This window comes from Paenibacillus sp. USDA918EY (assembly GCF_009870825.1).
In the GTDB taxonomy this organism is placed as follows: Bacteria; Bacillota; Bacilli; order Paenibacillales; family Paenibacillaceae; genus Paenibacillus_AQ; species Paenibacillus_AQ albilobatus.
Window position 1 is genome coordinate 86,852 of record NZ_WTWY01000007.1, and the last position, 18,620, is coordinate 105,471.

At 55.4% G+C, this 18,620-nt stretch carries 19 protein-coding genes; 4 read left to right on the top strand and 15 right to left on the bottom strand.

Features of this window, described 5'->3' with window-relative positions; all coding sequences use genetic code 11:
• Positions 1–136 precede the first annotated feature (136 nt).
• On the top strand, positions 137–1,012 hold the full coding sequence (locus GQY55_RS16075) for a LysR family transcriptional regulator (protein ID WP_160042891.1): 876 nt from the start codon (positions 137–139) through the stop codon (positions 1,010–1,012).
• A gap of 265 nt (positions 1,013–1,277) precedes the next feature.
• Positions 1,278–1,760 carry a GyrI-like domain-containing protein gene (locus GQY55_RS16080; protein ID WP_160042892.1) on the top strand — a complete coding sequence of 161 codons (483 nt, stop codon included), beginning with the start codon at positions 1,278–1,280 and terminating at the stop codon, positions 1,758–1,760.
• 143 nt (positions 1,761–1,903) lie between these two features.
• On the opposite strand, the gene GQY55_RS16085 is transcribed toward GQY55_RS16080, so the two are convergent.
• The 5 genes from GQY55_RS16085 to GQY55_RS16105 form a co-directional block, all read right to left on the bottom strand.
• Entirely contained in the window at positions 1,904–3,865 is a 1,962-nt protein-coding gene (locus tag GQY55_RS16085; protein ID WP_160042893.1) for an FUSC family protein, read from the bottom strand.
• A gap of 37 nt (positions 3,866–3,902) precedes the next feature.
• Complete coding sequence (locus GQY55_RS16090; protein ID WP_160042894.1) at positions 3,903–4,346, bottom strand: MarR family winged helix-turn-helix transcriptional regulator; 444 nt, start codon at positions 4,344–4,346, stop codon at positions 3,903–3,905.
• A gap of 241 nt (positions 4,347–4,587) precedes the next feature.
• Positions 4,588–5,496 carry an ROK family protein gene (locus GQY55_RS16095; protein WP_236575654.1) on the bottom strand — a complete coding sequence of 303 codons (909 nt, stop codon included), beginning with the start codon at positions 5,494–5,496 and terminating at the stop codon, positions 4,588–4,590.
• Between the two features lie 32 nt (positions 5,497–5,528).
• On the bottom strand, positions 5,529–6,230 hold the full coding sequence (locus GQY55_RS16100; RefSeq protein WP_160042896.1) for an N-acetylmannosamine-6-phosphate 2-epimerase: 702 nt from the start codon (positions 6,228–6,230) through the stop codon (positions 5,529–5,531).
• A gap of 229 nt (positions 6,231–6,459) precedes the next feature.
• Complete coding sequence (locus tag GQY55_RS16105; RefSeq protein ID WP_160042897.1) at positions 6,460–6,738, bottom strand: hypothetical protein; 279 nt, start codon at positions 6,736–6,738, stop codon at positions 6,460–6,462.
• A gap of 219 nt (positions 6,739–6,957) precedes the next feature.
• On the opposite strand from GQY55_RS16105, the gene yedE reads away from it, so the two are divergent.
• Together yedE and yedF are read left to right on the top strand one after the other, a co-directional pair.
• Complete coding sequence (gene yedE / locus GQY55_RS16110; RefSeq protein ID WP_160042898.1) at positions 6,958–8,199, top strand: selenium metabolism membrane protein YedE/FdhT; 1,242 nt, start codon at positions 6,958–6,960, stop codon at positions 8,197–8,199.
• On the top strand, positions 8,189–8,416 hold the full coding sequence (gene yedF / locus GQY55_RS16115) for a sulfurtransferase-like selenium metabolism protein YedF (RefSeq protein ID WP_160042899.1): 228 nt from the start codon (positions 8,189–8,191) through the stop codon (positions 8,414–8,416). Before yedE ends, yedF begins: the two co-directional genes overlap by 11 nt.
• Positions 8,417–8,449: 33 nt before the next feature.
• Here yedF and GQY55_RS16120 read toward each other — a convergent pair whose 3' ends face one another.
• The 10 genes from GQY55_RS16120 to GQY55_RS16165 all read right to left on the bottom strand — a co-directional run bounded on the left by GQY55_RS16120 (position 8,450) and on the right by GQY55_RS16165 (position 18,426).
• Positions 8,450–8,857 (bottom strand): hypothetical protein, encoded by a 408-nt coding sequence (locus tag GQY55_RS16120; RefSeq protein WP_160042900.1) that lies wholly within the window; start codon positions 8,855–8,857, stop codon positions 8,450–8,452.
• A gap of 261 nt (positions 8,858–9,118) precedes the next feature.
• Complete coding sequence (locus GQY55_RS16125; RefSeq protein ID WP_236575655.1) at positions 9,119–10,126, bottom strand: NADP-dependent oxidoreductase; 1,008 nt, start codon at positions 10,124–10,126, stop codon at positions 9,119–9,121.
• A gap of 172 nt (positions 10,127–10,298) precedes the next feature.
• On the bottom strand, positions 10,299–10,589 hold the full coding sequence (locus GQY55_RS16130; RefSeq protein ID WP_160042901.1) for an ArsR/SmtB family transcription factor: 291 nt from the start codon (positions 10,587–10,589) through the stop codon (positions 10,299–10,301).
• A 136-nt stretch (positions 10,590–10,725) separates the two neighbouring features.
• The gene (locus GQY55_RS16135; protein ID WP_160042902.1) at positions 10,726–12,972 is read right to left on the bottom strand and encodes a M56 family metallopeptidase; all 2,247 of its coding nucleotides are present in this window, start codon (positions 12,970–12,972) and stop codon (positions 10,726–10,728) included.
• Positions 12,973–13,000: 28 nt separating this feature from the next.
• Entirely contained in the window at positions 13,001–13,408 is a 408-nt protein-coding gene (locus tag GQY55_RS16140; protein WP_160042903.1) for a BlaI/MecI/CopY family transcriptional regulator, read from the bottom strand.
• Positions 13,409–13,565: 157 nt separating this feature from the next.
• Positions 13,566–14,063 carry a GyrI-like domain-containing protein gene (locus tag GQY55_RS16145; RefSeq protein ID WP_160042904.1) on the bottom strand — a complete coding sequence of 166 codons (498 nt, stop codon included), beginning with the start codon at positions 14,061–14,063 and terminating at the stop codon, positions 13,566–13,568.
• A 42-nt stretch (positions 14,064–14,105) separates the two neighbouring features.
• Positions 14,106–15,068 (bottom strand): helix-turn-helix transcriptional regulator, encoded by a 963-nt coding sequence (locus GQY55_RS16150; protein ID WP_160042905.1) that lies wholly within the window; start codon positions 15,066–15,068, stop codon positions 14,106–14,108.
• Positions 15,065–16,360: a hypothetical protein gene (locus GQY55_RS16155; protein ID WP_160042906.1), complete on the bottom strand. Its 1,296-nt coding sequence runs from the start codon at positions 16,358–16,360 to the stop codon at positions 15,065–15,067. Before GQY55_RS16155 ends, GQY55_RS16150 begins: the two co-directional genes overlap by 4 nt.
• A complete protein-coding gene (locus tag GQY55_RS16160; RefSeq protein WP_160042907.1) occupies positions 16,357–17,460 on the bottom strand; it encodes a DUF58 domain-containing protein in 1,104 nt (367 codons plus the stop codon). The genes GQY55_RS16155 and GQY55_RS16160 overlap by 4 nt, the downstream gene beginning before the upstream one ends.
• Positions 17,461–18,426: an AAA family ATPase gene (locus tag GQY55_RS16165; protein WP_160042908.1), complete on the bottom strand. Its 966-nt coding sequence runs from the start codon at positions 18,424–18,426 to the stop codon at positions 17,461–17,463.
• Positions 18,427–18,620: the final 194 nt, after the last annotated feature.

Sequence of the window (18,620 nt, forward strand, 5' to 3'; positions counted from 1 at the left end):
TAGCCCTTGCCCCAAGCCACTTGTCAGGATTAGAATAAGCAGAAACATCCTATAAATCCAATATATTATATTTCTGTTTTCATAAAATTTTGTTATGAGTTGGCCATCGAAGCTGCAAGAAAGGATGGGAAACCCGATGAACCTACATGCTCTGAGGTTTTTTAGCAAAGTGGCGGAAACCGGCAGCGTAACGCTCGCTTCCGAGATGCTTAGAGTCAGCCAACCGGCGGTAACGGCACAGATCAAGAGGCTGGAGCAAGAGCTTGGCATCCGGCTTTGGATTTCCCAGGGCCGCGGCGTGGCCTTGACCGATGCCGGGAGAATGCTGGCCGCCGAAGCGAAAAGGCTGTTTGACCTGGAACGATCGATCGAGGAACGGTTGGACGGAATCAAAGAGGGCAAGGAAGGCAGACTGCATATTTCGGCGACGTATTTGCCCGCCAACTTTTTGCTGCCGAGGCTTGTTGCGGAGTATAAAAAACGGCATCCCGCCGTGGTGCTGGAATGGACGACGACCAACTCCGCCCAGGCGCTTGAGCTGCTCCTCCATTACAAAGCCGACATCGCGATCGTCGGCGGCATTCGCGAGGAACATCCGCTGCTGGTCAAGACGCCGCTGCTGGAGGACCGTATGTGTTTCGTCGTGCATCCGAGCCATCCCCTCGCCGGCAAGAACGTTTCGCTGGCCGAGATGCTCGAAGTACCCTTTATTTACCGGGAAGAGGGGAGCTTCTCCCGGGAGCAGCTCCTGGCCTTGTGCAAAGTCCGGCGCCTGCCCGCCCCGGCCGCCGGCTTGCAGGTAAACGGGCTGCATGAAACCCTTCGGGTGGTGATCGAGGGTTACGGCGCGGCCCTTCTTTCCTCGCTCGAAACCGAAACCTTTATAACGGAGGGACGTTTGGCTGTCGTGCATGTGCAGGACGCGGAGCTGAGCAATCCGATCTCGGCGTATACCCGAAAAGAGCCGCTCTCCCCTGCCGCCCGGCGTTTTTTCGAAACGCTCGCCCGATGAGCCAAAGCATAGATCGTCCATCCGAATACCCGGGCGATGCCTGCCCTTTTCGTGCTGCCGTTTTTCATGATTTCACAGTTCAAAAAAAAAGCGTCGTACAAATTAGAACAACGCCCGTCAAAATCCGTCAAAATGACCGTTTTTGCGCGGTTTGCCGGAAGAAGGAACGAAGGGTCATCAAAGCGAATGTAAGAATGATAATATCCCGGATCGCAGGAACCGGTTGTTGAAAAACCAAATTCGTTCAAGGGATGGAGAATGAGGCATGGATTATCGGATCGTTGAAAAAGGAGCATTTACCGTAACGGGCAAAATTCGCGAGGTGTTTACGCAGGACGGCAGCAATTTGAGGGAGATCCCGGCATTTTGGCAGGAATGCGCGCAGGATGGAACGGCCATGAAGCTGGACGCATTGAATGAGGGCGGGGAAATGTACGGCATCTGCATGGATTTTACGGGGGAAGGCCGGTTCAATTACATGATCGGAGTCGAAACGGCAGCAGGGGGAGAAGAAGCGGAGGGGTTCGTTTCGCGCGAAATTCCTGCGTTAACTTGGGCCGTCTTTACGTCCACAGGTCCGATGCCTGGCGCCATCCAGCAGGTGTGGCAGCAAATTTACAGCGATTGGTTTCCGTCCAGCGGGTATGAGCATGCCGCCGGCCCGGAGATGGAGGTATATCCTCCCGGGGATACGACAAGCCCGGAATACCGGTGCGAGGTGTGGATTCCGGTGGTGAAGGGCCATTAAGTCTTTCTGGGGACGAATTGAAAGGTATGATCATCTTCGCTGAAGATTCCGCATGACTCAAAACAAGCCCCGGAACATGATCCGAGGCTTGTTTGTATCCGGAAGGGAGTAGGCTGCTCTTCCAAATATCGCTTTACGCGAACTTATTTTAATGGCGCGGCGCCTTCCCCTACCTGCAAAGCATTATGCAATTCGATCAATTCATCGCGGAGAGAGGGGGAGGAGGAAAGCTCCGGCACCTTGATCGGCGCTGGTGACTCCGACCTGCGGACTGCCTGGGACATTTCTTCAACAAGCTGCTCCAGACGGCCCAGCGTCTCCGGCGTCTCCTTCCGTTCGAGGCCCTTCTCCGCTGCCGCGATCAGCACGTACCCGAAATGCTGAAGTTCCGCAACCGCCGGCCACCACAGGCTGATCCGCTCGCGCCGGCGCATCGGTTCGGCAAGCGCCGCATTATAAAGCATGCGGACGCGCAGCAGCAGCGTCTCAAGCTCTGCGGGAGACACAAGCTCCGCTTCCGGCCGTCCGCCCGACAAAATTTGCCCGAGCAGCGCGCCTTCTTTGCGGACGGCGTCCGCGATGGCCCCGGGCAACCGGCTGGAGGACGCCCGCCGCCACAGCAACAATACGCCGGCAAGGCCGATGGCGCTGCCGACCAAAATGTCGACGACCCGGGCGGACATGAAATAGCTCATTGCCGTCTCCGGATGGCTGCTTTCGGCAATCAGCAGCGCGCTGGGCGTAATGAAAATGACGGCCAGCGCGTAGTTGCGGAGATAAATGAGCTCGACGATGAACTGCAGCACTGCCATGGCAAGCGCCACGTAAACACCTTCGGGTTTCAAAGACAGCAAAACGCCGCCGACAAACAGTCCGACGATCGTTCCCGCCGTACGCTGCAGCGCCCGGTGGACGGTGCCGATGGCAGTCGTTCCCAGCATGACCGCGGCGCAGGATAGCGGGACCCAGTAGGATCGATGAAAGCCGAATCCGTAAGCGACCGCTGCCGCAACGGCAATCGTCAAACCATAGCGGCATGCGGTGCCGAGCAAGGTCGAGTGGCGGTTGAAGGCGCCGCTAAGCATGAGGCGAAGCCGGTTATCGGGTTCAAGCGGACGGTCAACGGCAGCTTCAGTGCCGCCGAGCAGATTACGAGCCTGCCCGACCTGCACGGCCAGCCTTCCGGCCAAACCCTCGGCCTCAGCCGAGGCGCCGTCGACATGGGGCGTTTCGATTCGGCCCGGGTTACGGATGCCTGCGGCCATGCCGAGGAGTGCCGAAGCCATTTCCTTGTCACCGGTTTGATGCTGAAGCAGCATCTCCGAAACGGTTAAGTAGATTTCGTTGGCCTTCCGCGAGAGCAGCAGCAAACGCTGCGTCGGCTCATAGGAACGGCGCCACCGCAGTTCCCCGCCGGACACGGCTTTGGCTGCATTTTGCAGCGCCACGGCCGCCTGATGCTGCGCCTCGTTTTGATGCTCCGTCCCCATCGACTCCACTAAACGGGCCAACGAAGCATAGGCGCCGGCAACGGCCTTCATCTCCGGATGATGCGGGCGAAGCAGCCAGCCGGCCATGCCGACGACCCATGCCAGCGCGCCGCCGGCCAGCACGAACCCCGTACGCACGGGAACGGCCGACAGATCGAACGGAAGACTGGTGCCGACCGAAAACGTTAATATAAAAAACATCGCCGACGGGCCGGCTACCTGAAATACTCCGAAACAAAATACCGCCGCCGCCCCGATGAGGCCGAACAGCAGCACCATCAGCCAAGGCGTTGTCCCCGTCAGCGCCCCCAGCCCAAAGGACAGGGCCAAGCCGAGGGCGACAAACAACAGCTTGAGCGCCCGCTGCCTGTAGGTTTCGTTGGATACATATAAAAAAGCAAAGCCCCCGATGGAGGCGCAAAGTCCGTATTCCATGTGACCGGCGAGCGCGCCGATCAACACCGGAACGGCGGCGCTTATGGCAGATCCGACGGCCCGGAACCACTGCAGCGGCAGCGGCTTGATCCGGAACGCGTCGCTCACTTTCCCCGCCGCAGGCGCCTTCTGCGCGATTTTTCGGGGGATTGCTGCATTGTGATGCGGTTCGATGATCATAAGGCTTCTCTCCAGTTTATTTCTCTATTTTTCATGATTATTCCGTTCCCTTTGCGGCTTCGACGTTATGCTGGATTTTCGCCAGGGTCGAAACGAATGTCCGCAGATCGCCTTCCGGAATCCCCTTCACGACCTCTTCCCCAAAAAGCCGGTTTACTTGAAGAAACAGCCGCTCCCGCAGTTCTCTGCCTTCGTCGGTTATATAAATAAGAAACGAACGCCGGTCTTCCTTGTTTTTGTCCCTTCTCACAAGCTGTTTGCGCTCCAGAAGATCCAAAATTTTCGTGAGTGTCGCCTGATCTTTATCCGTTACAAAGGCCAGCTCTTTTTGCGTCACTCCGTCCTCTACGCCCAGCCGCTTCAGGACGGTCCACTGCTCGGGCGTAATGTCGTCATCCTTGAAATGCGCCGCCAAATAACGGATCAGCGCCCGGCTCGTTCTGGACACCATTTGCCCATAAAGAAACTCCTTATCCTCCATAACGGAAGGCCGGCCTCCTTTCATTTAAAGCTCACCAATATATTGTATACAAACTAATTGTTTTTGTAAATATAATATGCATACATATTATATTTACAATAACTAAATTCAATATTGCAATTTCCCGATTCGTCAGTCTAACTCCAGCGAATAGATAGATACAAAAAAAGAACAGCCTCCAAGCTGCCCTTTCGTCCTCATACGTATGATTCCCAAGTATGCATGTTTTCATAGGAAATGATCAGTGGGCCGCCTCCGCCTGCAAATGCTGAAATACGAGCCTTGCCGCTCCGATCGCGCCCGCCTTATTGCCCAGCAGCGCGGGACGCACATCCGCGTTCAGCTTCAGGTTCGCCATCGATTCCGTCAATAAAGGCCACCAGATCCGCTGCGAATCGATCAGCCCTCCGCCCAAAATGATCGCCTGCGGATTCAGGCCCAAATGGAGATGGTTGACCGCAATCGCCAAATGCTCCGCAAACCGCTTCATTACGTCGGCCGTTTGCGGCACGCCTTTCACGTAGTCATCCAAAACTTCCATACCGGATGCATACGAACGGCCCGCCGCCTCGCTCGCCGCCCGGACCAGCGCCGTTCCCGACAAATATTGCTCCATGCAGCCGCGAAGACCGCAATTGCATGGAAGTCCGCCCGGCACCAAAATGGTATGTCCAAACTCGCCTCCATTCCAGTGGGCTCCCCGGAACAGCTTGCCTTCGATCATATTGGCCCCGCCGACCCCCGTCCCAAGCGTCAGCATGGACACGTCGTCCAGATCCCGGCCCGCTCCAAGCCAGGCTTCCCCGGCAAGCGCCGCATTGACATCGTTGTCCACGAACACGGGCAGGCCGCGGGCTTGCTCCAAAACCGCCTTCACGTTCGTTCCCTGCCAGCCCGGCAAGTTGTCGGTCGCATACACGACCTCCCCCGACCGCACGTTCACCCGGCCTGCCGTACCAACTCCAATCCCTTGAACGTCCGCATGATGTTCCAGCAGCGTGTCAAGAAGCGACAACACATTGGCCAAAATCCGCCCTTTGCCTTCCCGGGCATCGGTTTTGATTTTCCCATGGTGAAGCAGCCGGCCCGCGCCGTCCAAAACCATCCCTTTTATGGAGGTTCCGCCAATATCGATGCCGATGACCTTCATCATTCCCCATCCTTTCGCCTTTTGGTCGGCCGCTAGTGCACTTGTCCCTTCCTTACGCCGCGAATCGCGTCCGCAAACCTTTCCGTGATCAGCTTCGGCCTTGTAATCGCCGACCCGACGACTACCGCGTGCGCCCCAAGCTTCAAGCTGTTGGCCGCTTGCTCCGGCGTGTTGATCCTGCCTTCCGCGATCACCGGAATGCGGATACGGCGCACAGCCTCCTGCAGCAGGTTGAAATCCGGATCTATTTGCTGCGGAGAATAAGGCGTATAACCGGAAAGCGTGGTTGAAATGCAGCTAACGCCAATCGATTCGGCATAAAGCGCTTCCTCAATTGTCGAAATGTCGGCCATCACTTTCTGACCATGCCCCTTCATGAAGGCGACCAGCTCTTCGAGCTTTTCCCCGCCCGGTCTTTGACGGCCCGTCGCATCGAGGGCAATGACGTCCACGCCGGCTTCCATCAGCTCACGCACCTCGCGAAGGGTCGGCGTAATATAGATCTCGCTGTCCTCGTACTCCCGTTTAATGATGCCGATGATCGGCAGCTTCGTCGCTTTCTTGATCGCGGCGATATCCTGAACGCTGTTGGCGCGGATGCAAACCGCCCCTCCCTGATCGGCCGCCAGAGCCATTTTGGCCATCGTGTCGCTCCCGTGAAGCGGCTCATCCTCCAGCGCCTGGCAGGAAACGATCAAACCGCCGCGAATGCTTTCAAAAAACACGTCACCCATGGATTCATCTCCCATAACATTCTACCTGCACGTTAATCGGAACTTTTTCCCATTGCGGATGGATCCATTATAGCAGTGTTTAGAGATTTTCTCCATTATTTATTTACCAAAGGGAGATTATTTCCCTTTTGTATAAACAGGCGGCCCGTCTCAAATGTTCAAAAAGAAAAGCCCACAACTCCCGAAAAAAAGGGAACTATGGGCTGCATGTTTCCATTTAACGCCGCGATTAATCTTCGTCCACGGCAATTCCTTTATCCATCAGATAATCCATCTCGGCATCAAGCACGGCTTCGACGGTCACTTCATCCAGTTTCACGTCTTTACGGCTCATGACGTAGTCGACCAAATCATCGCTGTCGATTTCCACTTCGCCATGTTCATTTGCTTCCGCCGTATTGATATACGTTTGTTCATGCTTCAGGACAACCCTGATGCTTTCGGGTTCAGCGCCCGTCTCAGCCGCTATGTACTGCACAAGCTCCTGCTCGTTGATTGTGCCGCTCATGGCTTTTTCATCTCCTTATTTCATGTCCTAGGGACCATTGTAACATAAAAAGCGCCCGGTTCCATTTTTTCATGCAGCAATTTTACAAAATTTACAATGGATTAACGATTTAAGGATTCATGATGTTCATATGTCTTATAGAGAGCTATTCCCATTCTTATGCATCTGTTATACGGCGTAGGCGGAATTTTACGCACGCCGCCGCAAAAATCATGTAAAATGGAAAGCGAAATTAGGTACAAGGAAGGCAGGAATGAACTCGTGTTCAAAAAGGTGTTCAACACATACTGGAGCCCTTACCTGGTCATGGCCGTCGCCGGCGTGCTGAGCGCGCTGTACTTTGGGGTTACGGGCACCGTTTGGGCCGTGACCGGCGAATTTACGCGTCTCGGGGGACATATCCTCGAATGGTTCGGCGTAGACATTTCGGGCTGGGCTTATTTTAACTTGATTCACATGCAAGGGACGACGTTCACCCGGACCGACGGCTGGATCGTCTGGGGCATGTTCGTCGGCGCGCTGCTGATGGTGCTGCTCAGCAACAATTTCAAAATCCGGATGCCCCGGCAAAAACGCCGTCTGCTGCAAGGGTTGATCGGCGGATTCGTGGCCGGCTTCGGCGCACGGTTGGCGCTCGGCTGCAATCTGGCGGCGTTTTTTACCGGCGTGCCGCAGTTTTCGCTTCATGCCTGGTTGTTTATCGTGGCGACAGCCGTTGGCACCTTCGCGGGAGCCAAAATCGTCGGCACCTCTTGGTGGAAAGGAAAACCGGTCCTGCAAAAAGGAAACACGGCGCGGATGATGAAGGAACGGAAAAAAATCCAGCCTTACATCGGCGGCGTCCTCGCGCTGGCCTATGCCGGACTGATCGTTTACTTTTACGCGACAGGCAAAACGATGCTTGGCACCGCCGCCTTGTTCGGCGCAGGGTTCGGCATATTGATCGAGAGAGGGCAAATTTGCTTCACGTCGGCCTTTCGCGATTTGTGGATCAGCGGGCGCGCCACGATGACCAAGGCGATAACGCTTGGCATGGCGGTCAGCTCGGTCGTCACCTTGATCATTATCGTTGCGGGGGGGATGGACCCCATCACCAAGATAGCAGCCCCAAGCACGCTGATCGGCGGCCTCTTGTTCGGGATCGGCATCGTCATGGCCGGCGGCTGCGAAACCGGGATGATGTACCGATTGATGGAAGGGCAGGTCGTTTTCCTGCCGGTGTTCATCGGCAACATTGCCGGGGCTACCGTGCTTGCGTACGGATGGGATCATCTCGGCATCCAGAAGGCGCTTGTCGCTATGGGCAAACCCGTCAATCTTATCGCGGTGATGGGGCCCGCTTGGGCGCTCGTCGTTACGCTTGTTCTGCTGGCTGCAGGGTTCGCCACGGCCGTTTTTTGGCAAAAAAATTACCGCTTCGGCGTCGGCTTCAAGAAAGGGGAAACGCACCATGTCCATTGATTACACGCTTGATCTTCGCGGGGAATCTTGTCCTTATCCCGTCATTTACACGCTGGAAACGCTGCAGGGTATGAAAAAAGGGGAGCTGCTCCAAGTGATCGCCGATTGCCCGGCGGCTTTCCGCAACGTGCCGGAGGAAGTCGTCAAACACGGTTACACGCTGGAACAGGAGCCGGTCAAAAACGGCCGCGAGCTGCTGTTTTATATCCGGGCGTAAGCCAAAAAAAGGATTAGGTGCGTCTCAATCGCCCTAATCCTTTTCAATATGGAGATGTTCCGCCACCCATGCCACAAACGAAACCCGGGCGGGCACATCCAGATCCTTCAAATGAATAAACACGTCACGGTCCGCCTTCATCGTAAAACGGATCCAATGGTCGTAAATCAGCACCTTTTCCACGTCTTTGGCCTCAAACGTTCTCGTACCCTGAATATTCACGATTTTGACCCTGCCGTCCTGAATGCGAATAAAACGGACATAGACGTACACGAACCGGAAGGACAGCAGTACGAGCGCTGCCACCAAGACGATATTCCATGCGCCTTGCATCCGCGTATAGTCGGAGGTCCACTGCAGCAGGAGCCGGATCAATGCCGCAACCAGCAGCAGCCCGCACACCGCGATATTCATCTTGTTGCCTTTAAATTGTGCAGTCATCGTCAGAAACATCCTTACCTTATAATTTCAGCCTGCCCCAAAACGGGAACAGGTCTTCACTATAACTCTATTTGGCATGCCTGCACAAGTCGATCGCGAAAAAAAGCCCCCAACCGAAATTGGATCATAAAACAGGGAGGCCCCTTTTCGTAAAAGCAAAAACCCGCATCCGATAGCGGAAGCGGGCTTCGTTTTATTGCATAATATCAGGTAAGCCGCTGATCTCTGCGGCACGTTATTCCGCGGCTGATGATGGCCAGCTTACCCTACTTTAACAAGCATTTTGCCGAGGTTTGCGCCCTCAAACAGCTTCAGGAAGGCGTCAATGACATGATCGAACCCTTCAATGATCGTTTCTTCGTATTTCAGCTTGCCTTCGGACAACCATTTGCCGAGCTCGACCAATCCTTCCTGCTGCCGGGAAGCATAATCTCCGAGGACGAAACCTTTCATCAGCGAGCGGGTTTTGATGATTTTCGCTTGAACGCGAGGACCTACATCCGCATCCGTTGCATTATACGAAGAGATGGCGCCGCACACCGGAATCCGCGCGTAATCGTTCAGCAGGTTCATAACCGCGTCCGAAACCGGGCCGCCGACGTTGTCGAAGTAGACGTCGACGCCGTCCGGGCAGGCTTCCGCCAGCGCTTTGTCCAAATCCGCCGTCTTGTAGTTGACCGCCGCGTCGAATCCAAGCTCGTTTACGAGATAAGCGCATTTTTCGTCCGTTCCGGCAATGCCGACGGCGCGCGCGCCTTTGATTTTCGCAATTTGGCCGACAAGCATGCCGACGGCGCCGGCGGCGCCGGAGACGACGACGGTTTCTCCCGCTTTCGGCTGGCCGATGTCGAGCAGTCCGAAGTATGCGGTGAGCCCCGTCAGGCCAAGCACGCTCAAGTAAGCGGACAACGGCGCGATGGATTCGTCGACCTTGCGGACAAGCTTCGCGTCCACCACGTTGTACAACTGCCACCCCAGCATGCCGATCACTTTGTCTCCCGGCTTGAACTGATCGGATTTGGACTCGACGATTTCCCCGACGATGCCTCCGCTAATCACTTCATTCAGACGATACGGCTCGACATAAGATTTGGCATCGCTCATCCGGCCGCGCATGTAAGGATCGACGGACAGGTAGATAGAGCGCACGACGACTTGTCCTTCGGCAGGAGCCTGGACGGGCGCTTCGCGGAATTCGAAATTGTCCATGGAGGGCAAACCGACCGGACGGGATACAAAAACGATGGATTTATTCATTAGCTGACTCATAAAACTGACACATCTCCTATTTTCGTTTGTTATGGTTCAAGGATGCCGTAAGAGATCCTCATTCAAAAGAAAACATCCGCAGGTTACACAAAATTCTCATGGACGGACCATCTTTAGTGTGATAGTTTTAAAACTTTAAAACTATCTGCCGGAAATAAGGGTTTCCCGTCCATCATAAGGTGTCCAGGAAACCCGGCAAAAATTCGTTAAACGTCTCTTCTTTCAGCTGGCTGAGCCGATTTTGGCCCGCCCGGCTCACTACGATCAGGTCGGCTTCGTACAAAATTTTGAGATGGTACGATACGTTGGACTTGTCCATTCCCATCGCTTCCCCGATCGTCCCGCAGGTGTTGTTGCTGCGGTGCGCATGCAAGTAACGAATCATTTCAATCCGTTTTACTTCCGACAGCGCCTTGAAAATTTTGGCCCGCTTCTCGTCTTCTTTTGATAGTTTGATTGTCATACAACTATACTAGTACTCGCTTTGAAAGAAGTCAAACCGCCAGGGCTTCCTTTTTATGGGTGCCGGGAAATGGAATGATCGGCAAGCGCCGCCGCTAGATTTTTTTATGATTAGGAATCGGCGCTTCCGTCCCGCTTTATTTTCGCTCCATCAAATATTGAACGATCTTCTGCTCCTCCGGTCCCTGGCCCGTAAATTGAGCTTGGTAGCATACGCCCTCGTCCAGCCAGAAATAGCTCACCAGATCGGTTTCGTTCGGGCTGCTTAACGGACCGTCAACTTTGTATTTGTCCGACCGTAGAACTTCCCTGCCGCCAACGAGGATCGGCTGCAGTTTAACCTGGTGACGTTCGCCGTCGATTCGCTCGAAGGAGACCGTATTGCCTTTTTTCATATCCCCATACATCTGTCCGTTCAGCATTTGCGTGAATTTGACGCTTTTAATGCCCGAAGTCTTTTTCTCTTTATTCGTTTTGTCCTGGTCCTTCCGGTTGTAGGTCACAGCAAGCAGCTTTCGCATGGAATCCGCTTGGTTTTCCGGATAGTTGAAGTTTACTTTTCTTGAAACATACGATCCGGTTGCGATGAAACCTCCGGGCAGCCGGCGCGGAAAAGCGGCGTCGTAACCGATCAGTTTTTGCGCCCGCCTAATATCATCGGTATCAAACAGATAGTTGATGGTTTTCCCGTGATAGTCATTGTTTTCATACCGATGGTTCAGCTCCGCATCCGGGGATTTCATCGACGAAATCATCGTCTCTAAATCGCTGCTCGGCAGCCGGTCTAAGCACTTCATTTGATACGTAACGCCTTGATCCTTCCAGACGTAGTAATACTGCTCCGGCTGCCCTTTCCATCCGGTCCTGCGGAGGGTAATTTTGAGCCCGTTTACGCCCGGGAGCGCAATCGGCTCTTTTTCGATGACGAGACCGGCCTTTTCATCGTAGTTGCCTTTTTCGGATACGGCAATCCTTTCATAGGCTTCCTGCAAACCGGAGCCGCGTGTCATGTTCAAGCTAATATGTCCAAAAGTCGTCGTCTCGTTCGATTTTAAGAAGTCAAACCGGATTTCGGAGCCGGCAGACGACGTGTAAGGTTTTAAATCAAACGTCACGGCGTCAAAATGATAGCCTTCCGGGAGCTTCGCGGGCACCTTAAACGGGAAAGGCGCCATACGCGCCGCTTTCTCCAGGTTATCATATTCGCGAAAGTTTTCCGGAAACAGCACCTCATTCCCGCCCCTTTCGGCATGAACCCACTCGGCACCGTCCGCTTCCGTTACCTTTCCGTTGGTCAGCGTTAAGGTGCCGATCAGCAGCATAAGGAGGATCGCCAGCATGGAAAATTTATAGGAGCCCTTTTTATAAGATTGAATCATCCGTATCCTCCTCACAATGTCTTTTTCCCCGGTCAAGCCCTTAAAATACAGCAGCTGAGGTTGGCTTTCCCGTAAAGAGTAACGTTTCAAAAAACTGATGATCGTCATGCCGTAGGCCACGGCCTCCGTTTCGCCCAGCGCCTCGAGGACGCAGGCATCGCATGCCAGCTCGCGGTCGGCCTTCATTCTCCGCATGATCAGCCACGCAAACGGGTTCATCCAATGTACGGCAAGGACCAGGCTGCCCAGCATGTTCCAGGCCGTATCTTTTCTTTTGTAATGGGCCAGCTCATGCGCGATGACATGCTTCAGCCGGGCGGCATCCTCCGGTTCACGACCGAACCCTTCGGGCAGGTAAACGGCAGGACGCCGGATTCCCGTAATGTAAGGGCTGCGAACCCATCGTCCCGAATAAACGGAAACCCTCCGCTTGATCGAAAATAAACCGCGGCATTCCTCGACCACGTTCAGAACGACCGGTTCGCTGACAGGGCTGATGTTTTTATGCTTTCTTTTCATTCGCAGCAGATAAACGAAATGATAAGTCAAGAAAACTGCAGTACCCGCCAGCCAAACGACGGACAATACGCGCACCGCGGGATGCGATTCGGTGTCGGCGGCCGCCGCTCTCTTTGGAGAGTCTTGCGGCAAGAAGGTTTGCGGGATGTTCCCGTCATGTTCTTTCGTTGTATAATGTGGTTGGATCAATGTATTTTGTTTGCTGTTTTCGGCTTCGGTAGCAGGTTCGTCCTGCGAAAACAAAAGCCCGGAAACAGCCTTTTTTATGTCTGCGGCTTCGGGCATCATGTTGAACAAACTGACCGGGCTTTCCGGAACTACCGGCAGCATCAGCCTGGCCAGAACGATCAGCCATAACGCATATCTTAGACGGGCGCTAATACGCCTGCGAAGGACATGCTGGACCGCCATGACCAGCACAGCGGCGAGACTTGCCGTCAACGTGGATAGGGCGAACCATCCGAAGAGGGTTTCGGCTACACTCATTTGGAATGACCTCATTTAATTTCAAATTTCACGGTTTTGGCCGTGATGCGTCCTGCGAACCTTTCCCCTGCTTTTCCGTCAAAATCCGCTGCAAACGTTCGATCTCCTGATCGGACAGCGGGGTTTCCTCCAGAAAATTGGTCATCATCAGCCCGGCCGCCCCGTTAAACACGCGGTTCAGAAAAGACCGGCTTTCCGCCCTCACGCATTCCTTTTCGGATATGCGAGGGAAATACAGGTAACTCCGCCCCGACTTTTCATAACCGAGCGCTTTCTTTTTCACCAGCCGGTTGATGAAGGTGCGGACGGTCTGGTCGCTCCATTCCATGCCTTTCGGCAGCATGTGCACGATTTGCTCCGCCGTCAGCGGATGCTCCTTCCAGACGATTTTCATGATCTCCCATTCGGACTCCGAAATTTTCGGCATTTGTTCCATTCTCATCCCCTCCTTCCCACTTTCGACTTAACTATTACATTCGTAAATATAACGGATTCGGCGAACTATTACAATTGTAATTTTAAAAATCCATTAAAAAAGCCATTAAAAAAGCGTGCCCGGAAAGCCCGAAAGACTTCCTGCACGCAAGAACGGATCAGTGTTTTTCTTTGACGGCAACAAAAATGTCCACGACGGCATCCGCCGGGTCAAATCCGCGCAAATCATACCGCTCGAAGTCGCCCGTATAAGCGCGTTCCGCATCACTGTTTTGGAAATAAGCCCAAATGTCCTGCCACAGCTCAGGCACCACCCGCTGAACCGGCCCCCGTTTGGACGTAAATTTGATGTATGCCGCATCCGGGGTCGTTGCGGTCGCTGCCGTATTCAGACTGGTTTCCCCAGCTAAACGAGGCTCGACCTCATGCCCGAGGAGCAGCGTATAATCTCCGTTCACGTCGCTTTCGTAGTCGGTGTATAAAGCGTAAAGAACATGCGGATTTTTAAGGCCCGGCTGCTGCTGAAGCCCGCCTGCGAAATATCTCTCCCACAAGAGCGGTATTTGCGCTTCCGGACCGCTTTCCCGCAGGTTGGACGTCCGAATGGAGACGCCTGTCAGCACGGTGGAGGGCATATGCGTCATCGTTTCATTCATGGTTACATCTCCTTTTGATCAGATGCGCCCATTGTACCCGGCTTAAGTGGACAGCATCGTGTCCGCATTCCGGTAGCGACGCAAAATATTTTCCGCGCGACGGATCACTTCCTCGGCGGCAAGCGCCGGTTCTTCGACGACCACTTGATCGCCGCAGCCGAGGACCATGCCGTAAAACCATTCATCCAGCGGAAACTCCCCTTGCACGCGCAGGCTTCCATCCTCAAGGATTTGGACTTGGTACCGATCGAAAGCATCGCCGATTCGATGCCTTGCCGAAGGCGAAAATCGAAGCGTCACGTGTCTGACCGGCGCATCGCCCGACCATTCCGGGTTCCAATCGTAGCGATCCTGCGGCGGTAACTCCCGGGGCTCGAATGTTTCATCCAGCATGTCGATCTCCTGTACGCGCGAAAGGCGAAAAAACCTGAATTCTCCGCGAAGCAAGCAATAAGCCTGCACATACCACACATTCCCTTTTAAAATGAGCCTGCCCGGTTCCACCACTCGCCTACTGTCCGTTCCGTTCATGTTGATGTACCACAGCCTAACCCTCCGGGACTGGTTGATGGCTTGCCGAAGCAGGCCCAACTTCTTTCTGGCGTCTTTTCCTTGGCCCCACGGGTTTAGATCGAACAATACATTCTCGGATAAAGCGGCCGCCTGCCCCAAACGGGGTCGGTGAAGCAGCGCCCCCACCTTTTCCAGCAGGCCGTCCAACGTACGGTCGTCGAGAGCCGCCTTGACGCCTTTGACAGCCGTAAAAATAGACGCGATTTCTTCAAGGGTCAAAAACTGTCTTGAAATCGTGTAATGCTCCATCAATTCAAATCCGCCGCTAGTCCCCGGATAAGCCGTCACCGGAATGCCCGCGCGGCTTAAGGCGTCCATATCCCTGTATATGGTTTTGGTCGAAACCTCGAACCGTTCGGCCAGTTCCTTGGCGCTGATCCTTCCCTGATTCAGCAGGAGCACCGTCATGGCTAATAAGCGGTCTATTTTCATCGGTGTTTCCTTGCTCCTTCTCCGCGATTCGTCTCCGCTTCAGAACCATACCTAACTTCGTTATACCGGTCAACGATGCGGTTGACGTCCTTCGGGTCGAGCCCGGTGTAATCACCCTTGGACGTTAGCCGGGTTCCATTCTCGGATGGAGTAAGACTCGCGCGAAACCCGTATCCCTGCTTGACGGCGCGACGAATCAGGCTTTCATAAGCCCTGCGCGGATCGCCGCCCCCGGCTCCGTCCAGGGCGTCCCCGCGCTTTCTCCGCCATCTGCCGGGACGCTTCTGCACGCGTTCGATTTTCTCCACTTCGTCGACGTAAGCTCCTTCGTCCAGCGTTGTTCGCCGGATTTCGCGCATCAGCCGCAGCCGTTGCGCCAGCCGGGCCAGCCAGGCGCGAAGGCTTTCGGGAAGCCAGCGCCGCAGCAGCCGGTACAGCAAGGCGAGAAGGACAAGCGCTACGACGGCCGCCAGCAGGTAAAACAGGATTTGGCTTGCGACCTGCACCCAATGCGGGGTAGGGGACGCCGGCGGAAGCCCCATGTCGGGCTGCTGCGGCTGAGCCGGCGGTTCCTCCACGGCCTGCGGCTGATCCCCGCCGCCCAGGCCGCGCAGCCATTCGGCCAGCCAATGCTTTACATATGCAAGCCCCTGGCCGAGGCCGTTCCATAAGCTGAGCAGGGTGATGACGGCAATCGTAAGCCATGTCATCCGGCGGTTTCGGGCCAAAATGCGGCGGAGAAGCTGACGGTCGGTTTCCTGCGCATTCGAGGCATCGCGGACACGGTCCCCGTTCCACCGCAACAGAACGGTAAACAGCGTAAACAAGCTCATGAAATAGAGCCCGATGCGGTACGGCTCAAGAGCGTCTACCCTCGATGAGACGCCATACACGATCAAAGCGGACCCAAGCCCTGCCAGCGGAAGCTTCAGATCGATTTCCCGCCACAGCTCCTTGCGGCCGACGATGAGTCCGCGAAACACGGCGATGAGCGAAGCGAGCGCCGCCAGAACGCCGGCCCGAAGGCCGGCTGCCGCAAGCGGAATCAAGGCGGCGGCGATAAGCGCCGCAACCGGCAGCAGCGCTTTTTTTCCTCCCGCCTGCCGGATGCCCGCCAGCGTTCCCAAGGCATGCAGCAGCCAAATGAGCGGCGGCAGCCAGCCGGGAACGAGATCCATGGCAAATACCATGTAAAGCAGTACAAAGGGGTAACAGGCCGCCGTCTCAAGGAGCGAGTTCCCAAGCACGGCCAGCACGCGTCGCATAACCATGTCTTTTCCCAGCTTCGTCATGCCCCGGCCTCCTCGATTCCTTCGTACAGATCGGCGATCGACACGCGGTGGCCCCGCTGCTCCAGCAGCCGAACCGCATCCCGAATGGCAGGGGACACATGGGGCGTGACCAGAAAATAATCGATCGTTTCCTCCCTCTCTGCCTCCGCTTCTCCCCTGAGCAGCTCATGAAACGGCCTTTGGACCTTCATCTCGACGGCGGCCATCGCCTCAAATACATCCTCCAGATGGGCACGGCCGTAATCCGGCGTCAAAAACGACCGGTCTGCATCGGCATGCGGCGAAAGATAGGCGTTGCTTGCAAACCCGGCTGCCATTCCCTGCCCAATGAGCGCGGCGGCGCAGGTAGCCGCATAAGACAGCGCCTCTTCGATGACCTCGGGTTTCGTCACCACGTTCCACATCTGCTCCGACACCTCGACGTTAAGCAGGATCATCGTCTTTGGATCGGCCGAATAACCATGCTGATGCACCTGCAGCTCCCCGCTTCTGGCGCTGGCTTTCCAGTGGATGCGGTTCATCCCGTCTCCGGGCGCATAACTTCTGACCCCCGTATACAGAAACGGGTCTTCGACGATCCACCGGCGGACGGCCAATTCGCCCTGCCACGTTTTCCAGGACGACGGCAGCTCGTCGTCCCTCCGCAGCGCCGGATAAACCACCAAACGTTTATTTAGGGTTACCTTCAGCGAAGGCGTGTACATCGCAAACAAATCGCTCCCGGTCATCGTTGCCGTATCCATCCGGAATATACCGCGGCTTCGGCACTGGATCTGATGCGTCCGCGTAATCCTCGTTCCTGCGGGCAGCGAAAAAAGGCTCGTATGGTTTTGGTAGATCTCGCCTTCGCTGACCCAGGTCTCTTTGCTCCGTTTGAACCCCAGCGATGCGGGAAGCATCGCTTCCAGGCGAAGCCACGGGATCGGCACGCGGCGTTTGTTTTCGATGACTTCCACCATTTCGATCCAATCCCCCGCATAACAGGTTCGGGTGCTGAAATGGCGGTCATAGTTCAGCTTGCCAAGCGCGTATTTTCCGAGAACCAGCCCCTGCAGCGCCATCACGATCCCGCAGGCCAAAAACAGCCACAGCACCGCCATTTACTTCACGCCGCTTTCAAGTTCTTTTTCGCTCGGAACCGGGATGCTGTTCAAAATCCCTGTCAGGATGCGTTCGGCCTGACTTCCCGCTTCGTGCCGCTTTCTGAGCACCAGCCGGTGCGACCATACCGGGAGGAGAAGCTGCTTGATATCGTCCGGCAGCACATAATCCCTGCCCTGCAAGGCCGCATAGGCCTGAACGGCGCGGAGCAGCGCTTGGGTGCCGCGCGGGCTGATGCCAAGCGCCGTTTCGTCATGGCTTCGGGTCGCTTCGGCCAAAGCGACGATATAACCCATCAAGTCGTCCGCTACCCGGACCTGCCCGCACAGCCGCTGCGCTTCCAGAACTTCCTCCGCGGTTGCCGTCCGCGCCGTTTCTTCAGGCTTCAGGCTGCCCGCGGCCGCCGTTCTCCGTAAAATCTCCACGCCTTCGGCAGCCGAAGGATATCCCAGCTTCATCCGGATCAGAAAACGGTCCATCTGGGCTTCCGGTAGCGGAAAGGTGCCTTGGTTATCCACCGGGTTCTGCGTGGCGAGCACCATAAACGGGCTTTCCAGCGGCATCGTGCGCCCCTCGATGCTGATTTGCCGCTCCTCCATGCATTCCAGCAGGCTGGACTGCGTCCGCGGCGTGGCCCGGTTGATTTCGTCGGCAAGCACAATGCGGGAAAACAGCGGTCCCGGCCGAAAATGGAACTCCCCGTCCTTCTGATTGAAATAATGAATGCCCGTCAAATCCGAAGGGAGCAGATCCGGCGTAAACTGAATCCGCTGGAAGCTGAGGCTGAGCGATGCGGCCAGGCTTTTGGCCAGCAGCGTTTTGCCCGTTCCCGGCACGTCTTCGAGCAGCACATGCCCTGAGGCAAGCAGCGCCGTCAGCAGCAGGTCGACCTCGCGTTCCTTGCCTACGATGACGTTTGCGATGTTTTGCTTCAATTTTTGCCCAAGCTGGCGAACGATCTCCATATGTTTCCCCGTCCTTCCTTCCCTTTCTCCGTCCCGAACGCCTTCATTCAAACCACAGTGCGGCAAAACCCGCCTCATTAAAGCGTTTGCAAAAAGCGGAGAAGGTTTCCTGTTAAGATCGGCAGTGCCGTGTCTTCCGTTTTCCTCTCCCAACCATTTTAACAAATTATTCTCTATAAATGGAGATGGCTTAA